This is a genomic window from Mycoplasma miroungirhinis (assembly GCF_013008815.1).
Lineage (GTDB): Bacteria > Bacillota_I > Bacilli_A > Mycoplasmatales > Metamycoplasmataceae > Metamycoplasma > Metamycoplasma miroungirhinis.
Map to the genome: position 1 here is coordinate 311788 of NZ_CP053097.1, position 17077 is coordinate 328864.

The 17077-nt window shown below is 25.8% G+C and carries 11 protein-coding genes; 6 read left to right on the forward strand and 5 right to left on the reverse strand.

All coding sequences use genetic code 4. The features are described from left to right. Window positions 1–142: 142 nt before the first annotated feature. The 4 genes from rpoC to rplJ form a co-directional block, all read right to left on the reverse strand. Window positions 143–4510 carry a DNA-directed RNA polymerase subunit beta' gene (gene rpoC / locus HLA92_RS01515; protein WP_171112843.1) on the reverse strand — a complete coding sequence of 1456 codons (4368 nt, stop codon included), beginning with the start codon at window positions 4508–4510 and terminating at the stop codon, window positions 143–145. A gap of 1 nt (window position 4511) precedes the next feature. Then, window positions 4512–8099, reverse strand: a complete 3588-nt coding sequence (gene rpoB / locus HLA92_RS01520) for a DNA-directed RNA polymerase subunit beta (RefSeq protein WP_171112845.1) — start codon at window positions 8097–8099, stop codon at window positions 4512–4514. A 143-nt stretch (window positions 8100–8242) separates the two neighbouring features. Further along, complete coding sequence (gene rplL / locus HLA92_RS01525) at window positions 8243–8614, reverse strand: 50S ribosomal protein L7/L12 (protein ID WP_171112847.1); 372 nt, start codon at window positions 8612–8614, stop codon at window positions 8243–8245. Between the two features lie 14 nt (window positions 8615–8628). Beyond that, window positions 8629–9126: a 50S ribosomal protein L10 gene (gene rplJ, locus HLA92_RS01530; RefSeq protein ID WP_171112849.1), complete on the reverse strand. Its 498-nt coding sequence runs from the start codon at window positions 9124–9126 to the stop codon at window positions 8629–8631. Between the two features lie 270 nt (window positions 9127–9396). Between rplJ and HLA92_RS01535 the strand changes: the two genes are divergently transcribed. The 6 genes from HLA92_RS01535 to HLA92_RS01560 all read left to right on the forward strand — a co-directional run bounded on the left by HLA92_RS01535 (window position 9397) and on the right by HLA92_RS01560 (window position 15631). Then, window positions 9397–9927 carry a M48 family metallopeptidase gene (locus HLA92_RS01535; protein WP_171112851.1) on the forward strand — a complete coding sequence of 177 codons (531 nt, stop codon included), beginning with the start codon at window positions 9397–9399 and terminating at the stop codon, window positions 9925–9927. Next, window positions 9912–10583 (forward strand): nuclease-related domain-containing protein, encoded by a 672-nt coding sequence (locus HLA92_RS01540; protein WP_171112853.1) that lies wholly within the window; start codon window positions 9912–9914, stop codon window positions 10581–10583. Before HLA92_RS01535 ends, HLA92_RS01540 begins: the two co-directional genes overlap by 16 nt. 115 nt (window positions 10584–10698) lie before the next feature. Continuing rightward, on the forward strand, window positions 10699–11196 hold the full coding sequence (locus HLA92_RS01545; RefSeq protein ID WP_171112855.1) for a hypothetical protein: 498 nt from the start codon (window positions 10699–10701) through the stop codon (window positions 11194–11196). A gap of 99 nt (window positions 11197–11295) precedes the next feature. Next, on the forward strand, window positions 11296–12507 hold the full coding sequence (locus tag HLA92_RS01550) for a replication-associated recombination protein A (protein WP_171112857.1): 1212 nt from the start codon (window positions 11296–11298) through the stop codon (window positions 12505–12507). 2 nt (window positions 12508–12509) lie between these two features. Continuing rightward, window positions 12510–13454 (forward strand): phenylalanine--tRNA ligase subunit alpha, encoded by a 945-nt coding sequence (gene pheS / locus HLA92_RS01555; RefSeq protein ID WP_171112859.1) that lies wholly within the window; start codon window positions 12510–12512, stop codon window positions 13452–13454. A gap of 8 nt (window positions 13455–13462) precedes the next feature. Beyond that, complete coding sequence (locus HLA92_RS01560) at window positions 13463–15631, forward strand: phenylalanine--tRNA ligase subunit beta (RefSeq protein ID WP_171112861.1); 2169 nt, start codon at window positions 13463–13465, stop codon at window positions 15629–15631. Window positions 15632–15714: 83 nt separating this feature from the next. Here the strand turns inward: HLA92_RS01560 and HLA92_RS01565 are convergent, their stop codons facing one another. After that, window positions 15715–17013 (reverse strand): hypothetical protein, encoded by a 1299-nt coding sequence (locus HLA92_RS01565; RefSeq protein WP_171112863.1) that lies wholly within the window; start codon window positions 17011–17013, stop codon window positions 15715–15717. Window positions 17014–17077 lie beyond the last annotated feature (64 nt).

Consider the following 17077-nt stretch of genomic DNA (forward strand, 5'->3'; position numbering starts at 1 on the left):
TTATATGTTATATTTTATCTTATTTATATATTATATGTTATATTTTATCTTATTTATCAATAAAATGAAGAAATTTCAATCATAAATAATCTTAAAAATAAGATAAATTATTTAAATTGAAAACATTTTATTATAAATTATTTTAATCTTCAGAAATTTCTTCATCAAAAATTTCTTCTTCAACTTCACTTTCAGATTCAATTTGTTGTTTAATTTCATCTAAATCTTGTTGGAATTGATAAGCTTCTTTGTAAATAAAATCTAAATTAATATGTTCATCTGTTTCATTAGTTGAAAAATAACTAATTGATGGTTTAATATTATATTTAATAGTATTTGCAGCTTGAGGGAAATTAGTTCCAGCTGGAATTTTTTTACCTACAATAATATTTTCTTTTAATCCTTGTAAAGGATCAACTTGATTAGAAATTGCTGCATGAACTAATATTTTGGTAGTTTCTTGGTATGAAGCAGCAGCTAAAAATGAATCAGAAAGAAGTGGTGTTTGTTTTGCTCCTTTAATAATTACATTTCCATATGGAGGTTTTTTACCTTCTGAAAGTAATCTTCCTGCTTCATCTTGATAATCAAAAATATCAACAATAGCACCAGCAAAGAACTTACTATCTCCTGCATCATAAATTACCACTTTTGACATCATTTGATGAACAATTATTTCGATATATTTATCACTAATTGCAATACCTTGTGAACGATAGATTTTTTGAATTTCTTTTAGTAAATAATTTTGCACAGCATGAGCATCTGCTATTTGTAAAAGATCTTTTAAAATAATTGGACCTTCTGAAAGTTTTTGTCCTATTTTTACTTCATCTCCTACTGATACTCTTAATTTTTTCTTAGTATAAACTGCTTCGTTTTTAATTGCAACTTGTTTTTGGGCATTTAAATATTCGATTTTTATTACATAATGACTATCATCTGAACCTGGAGAAATTTCTATAACTTTTCCATTTACTGAACTAATTACAGCTGGTGTTCCTCATGGTTGTTCATAAGCATCAATTAATTCAATTAAACGAGTAAATCCACCTGTTATATCTTCAACGTCAGCAACTCCCCCTGAGTGGAATGTACGCATTGTAAGTTGTGTTCCGGGTTCTCCAATACTTTGAGCTGCAATAATTCCTACAGCTTCACCGATGTTTACTAATCTATTAGTTGCTAAATCTTTTCCAAAACAATGTTTACATACACCGTTACGTGTATTACATCCAAATATTGAACGAATTTCAACTTCTTCAATACCTTCGTTTTTGATTTTTTTAGCAATTTCTTGACTAATTAAATTATCTTTAGCAATAATTAAATTACCATTATGATCATAAATATCTTTATTTGTAAATCTACCTTCAATTCGATCTGCTAAAGAAACAATAGTTTGTTGTGTTTTTGTATCAATTATGTCTCTAATTATAAATCCATAATCACTTCCACAGTTATCTTCTTTAACTACGATGTTTTGTGCAACGTCAACTAAACGACGAGTTAAATAACCACTTTTAGCAGTATTTAAAGCAGTATCAGTTAAACCTTTACGTGCTCCATGTGTTGATGAATAAAATTCATAAGCAGTTAGACCTTCAAGGAAAGAACTTTTAACAGGAACTTCAACAGTAGATCTAACCACAAGGTCATTTTTAGCATCGGCTTTTAATGTTTTGGTATTATTTGCCATTAACCCCCGCATACCAGCTAATTGAACGTAGTTATTAATTGTTCCCCGAGCACCTGAATCAATCATCATAATAACTGGGTTTTCAACATTATCTTTAATAACTTGTTTTAATTCATTTTGAATATTTTCTTTTACTTCAGTTCATTTTTTGATAGTTAGATTATATCTATCATCATCAGTTAATTCCCCGTTTTGATAAAATTCTTTTAGTTTTTCAATATATTCATCACCTTCTTGGATATAGTCTTGTTTTTTATCGGTTTCAATAATATCATTAATTGAAATACTAATTCCACTAATTGTTGAATATTTAAATCCTAGTTCTTTAATTTTATCTAAAATAGATGCAACAATATTTGTATATTTAAATCAAACTCCATCTAAAATTTTAGCCTTTTCTTTGGCATTAACTACGAGTGGATCTTCACCATCTTTAACAATTTTATTAGCATTATAGTTTAATTCAAATTCTTCTTTAGTAAATTTTGCTAATAATTTTGCATGAATTGAAGATAATTTTTCACCATTGTAATTATCAATTTTAATAAATTCGGTCATTACTTCATGATAATTATCGGCAGTAATATTATTAATAACTTTTGCAATATCTTCAATGGTAATTGAACTTACGTATTGATTAAATGCTAAACGAACAATTTTAGCAATATTTTTCTTAGTAAATGCTTTTTGTAATGGACTTTCCATTTTTATAAATTCATAAATGTTTTGACGTGGTTTTAAAATAAATTGACGTGAATAACGTTTAATTTCTTCAAAATCATCAGAAAAATCTCCACTATGAATAAAAGGAAATGATTTCGGAAAAACATTGTTAAAAATAAATTTACCAACACTACTTACGATGTATTTATCATCTGGATTATAAAAATCTAGTTTGTCTTTAATTGCATCAATAGGTAAAGCAACACGTGCATGCAGATCAACTTTCTTTTCTTCATATGCTCTCATCATGTGTTCAAAATTACTAAAATATCTTCCTTCACCTTTTGCTGCTTCTTTTTCTAATGTTAAATAGTATAATCCTAAAATCATATCTTGAGATGGATTAATAATAGGTTCTCCATCTTTTGGACCTAGAATATTTTTATTTGCTAACATTAATTCTCTTGCTTCTAATAATGCAGCTTCAGATACAGGAACATGCACAGCCATTTGATCCCCATCAAAGTCAGCATTAAATGCAGCACAAACTAATGGATGTAAACGCATTGCTTTTCCCCGGACTAAAACAGGTTCAAATGCTTGAATACTTAAACGGTGTAACGTAGGAGCACGGTTTAGTAAAACTAATCTTCCTTTAATAGCTTCAGCAACATGAGGTCAAATAATTGAATTTTCATCTTCAATTAATTTTTTAGCTTGTTTAATTGTACTTACAACTTCTTTTTCAATTAAACGATTAATAATTCATGGTTCAAATAATTTTGCAGCCATTTCACGTGGTATTCCACATTGGTGCATTTTTAGATTTGGACCAACAACAATAACACTACGACCTGAATAATCGACACGTTTTCCTAGTAAATTTTGTCTAAAACGACCTTTTTTACCTGTTAAAGCATCCGAAATACTTTTAAATGGACGATTATCTTTACTTAAAACAGGACTTGGACTACGACGAGCATTATCAATTAAAGCATCAACAGCTTCTTGAATCATTCTTAATTCGTTTTGAATTAATAAAACAGGAGCTTGTTTTTCTTGTCATTGTTTTAAACGGTTATTTCTAATAATTACCCGACGATATAATTCATTAATATCAGATGTTGAGTGACGTCCTCCATCTAATTGAATTAATGGCCGTAAATCAGCAGGAATAACTGGTAAATCATAAATTAACATAGAAGTTGGTTTTTGACCACTTTCTATAAATGAATTTATAACTTGTAAACGTTTATATAATTTTTCTCTACTAGTTTTAAGTGTTGAAGTAATTTGTCCATTTGCATATTCTTCTTGATTAATTTTTTGAATTGCATCTGAAACTTCTTTTTGTTCTTTATGTAAATCGATTTTTTTAAGTAGATATTCAATTGCTTCAGAACCAGTTCCGATTTTTGCATCTGAATATTCTTCGATAATATCATTAAATTCATAAAAATCAATTCCGTGATCTTGTCCAATTTTTGATTCTGATTTTTCAATAACTGAAGCAATAGCTTCATCTATTTCTTCTCTTTCTTCACTACCTTCTTCATAATTTAAAGCAATTTCATTAAGAGCTTCATGATAAATTGGACCTGCATTATTTATATCAATAATTTTATTTTTAGGTAAACTTGCTAATCCACCACTTTCTAAAACAATATGACATTTATAATAAATTAAATTTTCTAAATTTGAACGTTTCACATATTCTTGTGTACCTTCAACTTTTAGACCTAATAATTTAGCAAGAATTGAGTGATCAACTTTAAAATATCAAAAATGAACAACAGGACTATTTAAATGAATATGTCCCATATGGTTACGACGAGCTATTTTAGGTAAAATTTCTGGTCTTTCAATTCTACATAATTCAGTTCTAACACAAACATTAACTTCATTAACTTTTTTATATTTATGACCACATATTGGACAACGGTAGTCAATCATTGGCCCAAAAATTAACTCATCAAATAATCCGTGACGTTCTGGTTTATATGATTTATAGTTAATTGTTTCTGGTTTTGTAACTTCTCCATAACTTCAAGTTCTAATATCTTCTGAAGTTGCAAGTGCTAGAGATATTTTTTCAATTTTATTTTCATCTAAATTTGCATATTTTCTGCTTTTAGGTGCATTTGACATATTAATTATCTCCTTTTGCATCTTGTTTATTTTGTGAATTTTCAGCTTTTTCATGAACTTCAAGCTTAATTCCTAAACCTCTTAATTCATAAGCTAAAACGCTAAATGATTCAGGCATTCCAGGGGTTGGAATTTTAGTTCCAGTAGCTAATGCATTATATAACATATTACGACCAACTATATTATCAGATTTATATGTTAGTAATTCTTGAAGAACGTTTGTAGCTCCATAAGATTCAATAGCTCAAGTTTCCATTTCTCCAAATCTTTGTCCCCCATTTTGACTTTTTCCACCTAAAGGTTGTTGAGTAATTAATGAATAAGGTCCAACACTACGTGCATGCATTTTATCATCAACCATGTGATATAGTTTTAAATAATACATAACTCCAACTGAAATTGGATTATCAAATGGTTCACCTGTTTTACCATTATATACTGTCATTTTTCCTGATGGATTAATTCCAGCTTCTTTTTGAATTTCTTGTATTTGTTTATAACTTATTCCATCAAATACTGGAGAAACAAATTTACAATTTAATTTTCTTGCAGCAAGACCTAAGTGTAATTCTAACACTTGACCTATATTCATCCGAGATGGAACACCTTGTGGGTTTAATAAAATATCTAATGGAGTACCATCTTCTAAATAAGGCATATCTTCTTCAGGTAAAATAATTGAAACAACTCCCTTATTACCATGACGACCAGCCATTTTATCTCCAACTTTGATTTTACGTTTTTGAGCAATTGAAACTTTAACAATCATTTCAATTCCATCTTCTAAGTTAGTATCATCAGTGTCTCTTCTTAAAACGTCAACAGCAACAACAGTTCCACCGTGTCCATGTTTAACTTTTAATGAAGTATCTTTATGAGTTGAAGTTTTTTGACCAAAAATAGCAGCCATTAATTTTTCTTCTGGTGATGGATTTTCTTCAGCTTTAGGACTTATTCTACCTACTAAAATATCTCCAGGACCAACTTCTGAACCGATAATAACAATTCCATCTTCACCTAGAAAACGTTTTGAACGATTTGAAGCGTTAGGAATATCACTAGTTAAAATATCATCTCCGGCTTTTGAACGACGGAATTGAATTGTTTGTTCTTCAATGTGAATTGATGTATAAACATCTTCTTTTACTAATTTTTCATTTAAAATAACTGCATCTTCGTAGTTATAACCAAATCAAGTACTAAATCCAACTAAAACGTTTTTACCTAATGCAAGTTCTCCATTTTCCATACTTGGACCATCAGTTAATAAATCACCTGCTTTAATTTCTTGACCAACTTTAACAAGTGGTTTTTGATGAATAACTGTTCCTTGATTTGAACGTTCAAAAGTTCTTAAATAATAAATTGAAGGTTTTTTTTCATCTGGACTTTGAATTCTAATTTCGTTTGCATCTGCATAAATTACAACACCATCTTTTGTTGCTCTAACATTTGAAGCACTAAATTTAGCAATATCAGCTTCAACTCCTGTTGCTACTAAAGGAGCTTCTGGTTTAATTAAAGGAACTGCTTGACGCTGCATATTTGATCCCATCAATGCACGGTTAGCATCGTCATTTTCTAAAAATGGAATAGCGGAAGCAGAAATTGATGTCATTTGTCTACTTGTAACACCAATATAATCAATTTCTTTTTTATCTAATTCAATATATTCATTATTTTTTCTACTCATTACTCTTTCATCTAGTATTTCACCAGTTTTTTCATCAATATTAATTGATGATTGAGCAAAAGTAAAGTTAATTTCTTCAATTGCAGTTAAATATCTTATGTCATTAAAATCAACAATTCCATTGTTTACTTTAAAATATGGTGTTTGAATAAATCCATAATCATCAATGTTAGCATATGAAGCCATATTTAGAATAAGACCAATGTTTGGTCCTTCAGGTGTTTCAATTGGACAAATACGTCCATAGTGAGTTGAGTGAACATCACGAACTTCAAATTGAGCTGTATCACGATTAAGCCCTCTGGGTCCTAAACTTGTAACACGTCTTTTATTAGAAATTTCTCCTAATGGATTAACTTGATCCATAAATTGTGATAATTTTGATGAGTTAAAAAATGTTTTCATTTGATTATAGATAGGTTTATTATTAGTTACATTACGTGCTGTAATTTTTTCTAAATCTTTACCAGCAATTTTTTCTTTAGTATTTTTTTCTAATTTTAATAAACCAATTCTTAGTTGATTTTGTAATAATTCCCCTATTGTTACAATACGTTTATTAATTAGTGAATCTGGATCATCATCATTTCCAATTCCATGTAATAAGTTAAAATAATAATTAACTGCTGCAACTAAATCTGGAATAATTAAGTGTTTTTGTGTTGCATTTGGATCATTTCCAATTACTAATAATGGTTCTTGACCATTTTCCATTTCTTTTAATGTAGGTCAAATTTTTACCATTGCAACATTCATTCTCTCTATTAATTCTACTGCACCAGGTAGTTCTAATTGATTTGCATAAACTGATTCAGAAACATTAGGAATTCTTGTTAAACTAATTTCTCCATTTTTAAATTGTTCATTAATATCAAGTGCCATTTGTGGAGTTATAAATGTTCCTGCTTTATAAAGCATTTTAATTTCACCATCTTCATTAGCAGCTGAATGAATATCTTCTGCTAAGTAAGTGTTTGAAATACGATCAATAACATTTAATTTACGATTTAATGTAAAACGTCCTGTTCTTGTTAAATCGTAACGTTTGTCATTAAATAATATGTTTGGAAGTAAATTTCTACAACTTTCTTCTGTTAAACGGTCTCCCCGACGAATCAAACGATAAATTAATTCACGAGCAAGTCTTTGATTAATTTCCATATCAGGGTCTTTAACTTTATCACGACGGAATGTCTCTAATAAAACATCACTATTTCCAAAAAGTTCAATAGCTGTGTCTTCACTAATACCTAATGCTTTTAAAAATGTACTTAAATATACACCTTTGTTTTTATCAATTTTTATTTTTACACTATCAACACTTGTTCCAGTTACTTTATGACTTATTTCAATTCATGAACCAATTTGTGGAATAATTTCTAATTTATTAAATAGGTCATTAGCTTGTTTATTTCTAACACCTAATCCATAATAAGCTCCAGTAGAACGAATTAATTGACTAACAATAACTTTTTCTGATCCATTAATTACAAATGTACCACCATTTGTCATAATAGGAATTTCACCAAAAACAACTTCATAATCTTTAATTTCACCAGTATTAATGTTGTGTTGTCTTAATTTAGCTTTTAATTTACCAGTATAACTTGAACCTTTTTGTTTTGCTATTCTAATACTTTCAAATTCTGTTCTACTTGGTTGTTCAAAAGTAACTGAATTAGGTATATATTCTATTCTAACTTTTGAAGGTGCTTCAATTGGATAAATAGATTGTAATTCTTCTTCAATTGTTTTAGTAAAAAAATCGTGAATTGATTTTCTTTGCATATCTAGAAAATCAGGAGTTTCAAAAACCTTTGGGGTTTTAGAATAGTCACGTCTTTGTGTAATTGGCCCGAAATAACGTTCAGTATATTTTTGTTTTAGTTGTTCCATGATGCCACCCTTTTTGCAATTTTATTTAATTTTATTTATGTAATTTGTAAATATTCAGTTTTAATTTAAGCTTTTTTAAGCAAATATTGAATTGTCTTATAAATAACAAAAATGGCAAAATTGCCATTTCTTATTATTTGTTATTAATCAATAACAACTTCTGCTCCAACAGCTGATAATTTAGCTTTAATATCTTCAGCTTCTTCTTTTTTAACGTTTTCTTTAATAACAGCTGGTGCACTCTCAACAAGTTTTTTTGCATCCATTAATCCTAATCCTGTTAATTCTTTAACAGCTTTAATTACGTTAACTTTTTGTTCTCCTGCTGATTTTAATGTAACATTAAATTCTGTTTTTTCTTCTGCTGTTGCTCCAGCTGCTGGTGCTGCTGCAACTGCAACTGCTGAAGGATCAATTCCAAATTCTTCTTTTAATCCTTCAACAAGTTCCATAACTTCTTTAATATTCATTTCTTTTAATGCTGAAATGAATTCTTCTTTTGTTAATTTAGCCATAATAATTTCCTTTTTTATTCTTGAATTTTATTTTCATCCACTAACATTTTCATTCCTAGACCTAATTGTCTTAATGGTGTTAGTAATGAGTTTCCTAATATCATTAATGCTTCTTCATATGTTGGTAATGTTGCAACAACTGCAACCTCTTTAGCATCAATAACACGATTTTCATAAATTCCAGCAACAATTTCTAATGCTTGGAATTTTTTTGCAAAATTTGCGATAACTTTAGCAGCACTAATATCATCTTCATTTCCAAACACATAGATATTTGCACCAACTAAATAATCGTTTAGAGCTTCGTAATTTAATTTACTTGTTGCTTGTTTTACAAGTCTATTTTTATAAACTTTTAAACTTACACCATGAGCTTTTGCTTCTTTTCTAAGTTCTTGTAGATTTTCAACGGTTAAACCTTGATATTTAGCTACTACAACTGACTTAGATTGTTCAATTGCTCTAGTAATTTCATTAACTACTAAAACTTTAGCTTCTCTTAAATCGCTCATTATTTCTCCTTTATTTTATTGGACACAATACATTTAGATTTATACTAGGTAACAAATTAAGCCTAAGCAGTTACTGTCTTCATATATTGCTTTTATATTGTAACATAAAATAAATAAATTTATTCTAAATAATAAAATATTTTTTATTATCATATTTTTTTAGTTATTTTTGTATTATAATTACTATTAAAAATTAATTAATTATTAAAAATAATAGCATTAAAAATGTAATAGAGAATTAAAATAATAAAAGTATAAAATCAAAAATATATGTCAAAAAATACAAATTTATTATCTCAAAAACTTCATATTGACTTAGAAAAGGGGATTTTTTTTCTATTTGGTTTAGAAAGAAAATTTTTAATTGAAGAAAATAAATTAATTATCTATACTTTTTTTGAAATTTTTGAATATAAACTTAAACAAAACTCTCCAAATGAAATTAAAGAAATGATTGAAAATTTTCTTGCAAAACAATTATCAAATACAATTAATATGTTACATAATAAATATTTAAACTTAATAAATGTAAAAGATAAATTTAAAAGTTTTAAAATTAAAAAAATAACTTCATATTGAGGAAAGTGTAAATCAGATGGTAATTTAATATATAATCTCTATTTAGTTTGTTTCCCACTCGAAGCAATTGAAGGAGTGGTTGTTCATGAACTAAGTCACTTAATCCATTTTAATCATTCACAAAAATTTTATAATTTAGTTAATGAAGTGTATCCCAATTATAAAGATAGTCAAAAATATTTAGAACAGAAATGAGTACAAAAGATATGGAAAAAACAATAAAAACCGGATTAATAATTGCAATGGTAATATTGATATTAATTCTTTTAGTAGTTATTTATAAAGTCATTACATATAAAATAGCAATTAAAAATAGAAAAGGTAGAGGCAAGAAATTCGAACAAGAATTTTCAAATGATCTTAAAAAATGAGCTGAACAAAATAATTATTTTTATCTTTCACCATCATTATATAAAAACAACAATAAACTATTTGAAGTGGATGGAATCATTGTAAATCAAAAAGGTGTTTTTGTCATTGAAACTAAAAGTATAAAAGGAAATATTGAAGGTGATTTCAATGAAGAAAAATGATTTAAAGTATTTAATAATACTAAATATGAAATTCATAATGTTATTTTACAAAATGTGAAACATATGAAACATATTGAAAATATTTTAAAAAATTCTGAAATAAATTTATATTCAATATTAGTTTTTGAAGAATTTGATAAAAAAATTGAGATTATAAATAACCCGCAATGAAATTTAATCACTAAAGATACTATTTTTGTTAACGATTTAAATAATTTTATGCAAAATACTGAATCTATACTCAACCAACACTCAACAAACACTGCATATAACATATTATCTTCATATAGAACAAATGCTAGAAAAGATTTATGAAAATTCAAAGCATATCGCTATAAATTTTAAATTTTCAATGTGATTTTGTTTATTTCTTCAATAAAATAATAAGTTTTTGGAGAAATGTGATATAGTAATTACATAAATAAATGGAATTTCCTAAAAATTACAATTAAGGATATATATGAGAAAATTTTATATAATAGAAAAAACAGATGATGAAGAAAAACAAATATGACAATTAAAAGAAGCTAAAATCAATGAATATTTAACTTTTTATTCTTTTAATGAAAGTTTAGAAAAATTTATTGAATTAGCAAAAGATGATGAATCTTCAAGAGTTTGATTCCATCAAAATGGAGCATTTAGAGGAAGTATGAGTTTTGAAAAAGCTCATACAGCATTAGAATTACTACATGAAGAACACATCGAATCTGAAAGTGCTACTGAATATCTAGTTTCAAAAAGTTTAATTGAATCAACTTCTACTAAAAAAGAAGAAGACAAAGAACAACAAGTAACTCAAGAAATTACAAATGAAACTAAAATTTATCCAACTATTGTTTCATCTGAAAAAGAAAAAACATCAAAATGATTCTGAGTATTAATTTGAATATTAATTGTACTAATTTTAATATGTATTGCTTTAACCTCATTTGGAATATATAAACTTTACAACTAAAAATAAAATAACTCAAAAATTAAAACCCGTGTTTTAATTTTTGTTTAACTTTTTTTACTTAAATTAGTATAATTTAATTATTAAATTTAAAGGATATAAATGAATTTAGCAACTTTACTTAGACCAAAAAAAATTGATGATCTATTATTAAATGATGAACTTAAAAAGTTATTTAATAAAATCATTACTTTTCAAGATTTTAGATCATTAATTTTTTATGGACCTCCTGGAACTGGTAAAAGTACCATAGCATTTATTTTAGCTACTGAACTAAGTAAAACAACTAATTTTGGTTATTTTAATGCAGCAACTGATAATAAACATAAATTAATGAAACTAATTGAAACTAATAAAATAATTATTATTGATGAAATTCATCGATTGAATAAAGATAAACAAGACATTTTACTACTTTATTTAGAAAATAGTTTAATTACAATTTATGCAACAACAACAGAGAATCCATTTTTTAAAATTAATCCTGCTCTTCGAAGTAGAACAAATATTTTTGAACTAACAAAACCTTCTATGGAAGATATGTCCAATTATTTAAAGTTTTTAAATGAAAAATTTCAATTAATAAAAATAAATGATCTTAGAATATATGATTTTTTAGCATCATCTTCTACTGCTGATTTTAGAATTGCTATTAATAATTTAGATTTATTACAAAAACTTTATTCTGATCAGGAAATAACTTTAGAGCAAATAAAAAAAATATTACCAAGTGTTAATTTAATTGTTGATAAAGATGGAGATGAACATTATAATTTACTTAGTGCTTTTCATAAATCATTAAGAGGAAGTGATGCTAATGCAGCATTATATTATGGTTATTTATTATTTAAAGCACAACAATATGATGCAATGTTTCGAAGAATGCTATGTGCATCATATGAAGATATTGGATTAGCAAATCCAATTATTGCTACTCAAACACTAAATGCAATTGAAAGTTTTGAAAGATTAGGATTTGCAGAAGGTTATTTACCGATTGCTTTTGCAATTTTAAACATTGCATTAAGTCCAAAATCTAATAGTGCATATTTAGCATTTAATAATGTAAAAAATTTTATTGAGAAAGGTAATGTATATGATGTTCCTAATTTTTTAAAAGATGCTCATTATAAATCAGCACAAAAATTAAATCGTGGAATAGATTATAAATATCCTCATGATTTTAAAAATAGTTATTATCATATATCATATTTACCAAAAGAAATTATGAACCAAAATTTTTATATTCCTAAAAACCAAGGATATGAAGAAAAAATTAAAATATACTGAGAAAATATAAAGAATAAGGAGTAAAAATGACTTTTGATTTAGATAAAATTAAAACACTAGAAGATCTTAAAAAAATTAAAGCAGAATTTAATTCACCAGATTCAGAACTTGCTTTATTAACAAAACAAATAAAAGAAGCAGATGCAGATAAAAAATCAGAAATAGGTAAAAAAATTCAAAAACTACGTCAAGAATCTAATGAATTTTTTGAACTAGCTAAACAAAAAATCGAAAACCTAGAAATTCAAAAATCATTAAATAATGAATGAATTGATACTTCAGAACCTGTTTATAAACAAGGTGGTATTCATCCTACTAATTTAGTAATCCTAAGAATGAAAGATTGATTTAATTTAAATGGATACTTTGAAATAAGAGAAAATGAAATCGAAAATGATGAATACAATTTTGAAAGATTAAACATTCCTAAAGACCATCCTGCTCGTGATATGCAAGATTCACTTTATATTGATGATGAAATATTAATGCGAACTCATAATACAGGAATTAGTGCAAGAGCATTAGAAAAACACAAAAATCAAGCTTTTAGTCAATTTGCAATTGGAAAAGTTTATCGTAATGATGAAGAAGATATGACTCATAGTCATCAATTTACTCAACTTGATTTTGTTTCAGTTGGTTATACTAATTTTGGAAACTTAATATGAACATTAAAAAGTTTATTAAGTTATGTTTTAGAAGAAGAAATTGACATTAGATTAAGACCATCATATTTTCCCTTTACTGAACCTAGTGTTGAAGTTGATGTTTTTTATAAAGAAAAATGAATAGAAATTTTAGGTGCTGGAATGCTACATCAAAAAGTTTTACAATTAGCAGGTTATACAAATAATATGAATGGTTTTGCAGCAGGATTAGGAATTGAAAGAATTACAATGATTAAATATCAAATTACTGATATACGTGAACTATATATAAATGATAATAGATTTTTAAAACAATTTAAATAGGAGAAAATATGTTATTTTCATACACAAAATTAAAAAAACTTGCTAATTTAGACAATCATATTTCAATCGAAAATGTGGTAAATGCTATTAATTCTATTGGTTTTGAAGTTGAATCTTATCAACCTTTTACTGATTTAGAAGGTTTACAATTTGGTCACGTTTTAAAAACTTATAAAAATCCTAATGCTGATTTATTAACAGTATGTGAAATACAATTTGCAGATAAAATTAGAACAATTCAAACAAATGCAAAAAATGTTAAAGAAAATGATTATTTAATGGCCTTTGTCCCGGGTTCAAGATCTAAAAAAATAACTTTTGCACCTAGAGAAATGAAAGGCATAGTTTCAGAAGGAATGTTAGCTGGTTTAGAAGAAATTGGTTTTAATCCAGATATACTACCAATAAAATGAAATGATGGTATTTTCACTTTTCAAACACCAATTGATTTAACTTTAGATCCAATTAGTTATTTTGAATTAGATGATTATATTATTGATGTAACTATTTTATCAAATCGAGCTGATGCAAATAGTTATTACATTATGGCAAAAGAATTAGCTGCATATTTTCATAAAAATATAGAATTTCCAAAACAAACTTTAAATCGTTATAAAAGTAATTTTAATGTTAACAACCTTGAAGAAACTGATTATTTTACAATATTTGAAACTGCACAAAATGATATTAATATATCAATTCAAGATGAAATATTTTTATTAAAAAATAATATTAAACTCTTTTCAAATGCAGTAAATTTAAGTAATTTAATTTTATTATATACTGGAGTTCCTAGTCATTGTTATGATATAAATAAACTTAACGGGCAATCAATTAGTGTTCAAAAATACACAGGAGAAGTAGAAATTCTAGGTAATAATAAAATTCAATTAGAAAATGTTTTAGTTGTTATGGATAAAATAAAACCAATTTCTGTTGCTTCTGTTATCGGCTTACAAAATACGGGTTGCACAGATGAAACTGAAAATGTTTTATTTGAAATTGCTAGTTTTAAAACAAAAGAAATTAGAAACTCTAAAAAACAAGTTAAATTAGAAACTCTTTCAGCTAATAGAGCATCTAAGAAAATCAATAATGGATTAATTCATTTAGCACACCATTTTAGTTCTTTATATTTAAATAAAGCAAGTGAAATTATTAACTTTGTATCATTAAACACTAAATCTTTTCAATTAGATGAAACATTTTTAAATAATTTTGCAGGTTTTGAATTAACTCACACAACTAAATATCAAGAAGTATTAAAACAATTAAATATTTTAGGTTTTGAAATTAAAAATAATTGAGTTTATGTTCCTGATTATCGTTTTGATGTGGAAAGTATGCAAGATTTTAGTGAAGAAGTATTTAGATTTTATGGTTATGATAATTTCAAAACAATTCAACCAAATCCAATTAAAACCAATAATACAATTTATAAAGATTACGAAACTATCTTAGCAAAAATGGGGTACCAAAACGTTAGAACTTTTACATTAACAAATGACAAAAAAAATATTTTTAATCCCTTTGAATTTAATGACACCATTAAATTAAAAACATTTGCTTCATTTGAACATAGTGAAATTAGAAATTCATTTATTCATTCATTATATGATGTTTTAAATTACAATGCAAAACGTAATATTAATAAATTATCGATTTTTGAAATAGGGATGATTAATAATAAAAATAATGTTTTGGCAATCGCTTCAAATATAAAAAATTTTAATCAAATTAAACAAGATATTACTGAACTTTTAGATATTAACTTAACGTTTAAAAGATCTACTTATGAATCATTTCATCCTAATTTAAGTGTTTGAATTTATCATAATGATAAAAAAATTGGTTATATTGCTAAACTACATCCTTCAGTATTAAAATCTGATTATTATTATTTAGAAATCTTTTTAGATGAAGATATTCAACCAAATAAAGTATTTAAAAAATATAAAAATGAATCATTAAAGCAAAGAGATTATACTTTTAGTCTTCAACAAAATCAAGATATAGAAACTATTTTAGAAAAATTAAAATCGCTAAAAGGTATTTATGAAATTAAAGTAATAGATTCATTTAAAAAAGACGAAAATACTTTAAATGTTACAATAAGTATTTTAATAGAAGATTGAGCTATCAAGAAATTAGATCAAACTATTGAAAAATTAAAATAACTAAATGTAAATGCACTTATTTAGGTGCATTTTTTTATTAAAAAAACTTCAGTTACTAGTCACTGAAGTTTAGATTATTTTTATTATTTAGTTGCATCTGATGTATTATTATTTAATAATTCAACTAGATCATTTGGAATTAAGTAGTATTTTACAGAACCATTATGAGATTTTGAAGTAAATTCACCAATATATTTTGCTTCTCTTAAAATATTATTTCCTCATAATACTTTATTTGTTTTTTCATCATATTGTAAATGTGCATCTGCTGAAATAAAGTTAGATTTTAAATGATCTTTTTGTGGAGTAATATTTGTTTCAAATTTTTGTTTTGACATTAAATTAGTTGAGAATAAATAGTGATCATTTTCTTGAACACTAGCTTCATCTGTTGACATATAAGTTGTTACAAAGCCATCATTTAGTTCTAATTTTATACCATTATTTGTTAACATATGTACTTCTTTAATTAAGTATGTTAATTTTAATTTATCACTAGTAATAGTTTTATCTTTGAAATATATCTCTAGTAAATTAGAATTGTTTACATCTGGTTGAGTTGTATTTGATAATTGACTATATTCTCCTAATTCAATAGTATAAATTTGATTTGATATAACTTTATTATTGTTAATATTTTTTAATACTCTAAATGATAAAACGACTTTTCCATTTGAATTATTTAAAGATAAAATATTATCTTCAGTAGTTGTAGAAATTAATTCAATATCTTCTGGTCAATTAGTATTTTGTAAATTAATATCATTAGTATTTTGATCATTTTTTGTTACTAACATTTTTGTTGTTTTATCAAAACTAATATTTTTATGTGAATCAAGTGCTAATTTTAAGTTTGCTTTATTTGCATCATCTGATTTAATTTGAATACTTGTTTTGATTGAATTTACAAAATCATTTAATGCGTTTTGATCTTGATCAATTGTTTGATTATTATTTTCAATTTTTGGTTTATCAGCATCGTTTTCAACTTTAGGTTTATCAGCATCGTTTTCAACTTTAGGTTTAATATTGTCATTTTCGCTTTCATTTTTATTATTATTTGGTATTGAAATTTTAGCTTTGTTTAATCCATTTAAAATCATTTCAACAGCTAAATCTACATCAACTTGGGTTGATGATTGATTTAATGCTAATCTTGATGCATCTTCTAAAACTTGTTGTAAAGCAATTAATTTATCTTTTTGAGTATCATTTAATGATTTAGAATAATCAAGAGCATCTTTAAAATTTTTATGATATGTACTTAAATCATTTCCTTTATACGCACAAGAGGCAGCAACAGCAGGAACTGAAATTAGTGAAGAAGCAGCTAAAGTAGTTGAAAGTAATAAAAATATTTTTTTAGATTTTTGTGATTTCATATATGTCCTTTTAATAATATTTAAAATATTATATTTATATAATTAATTTATTATTTTAATATAA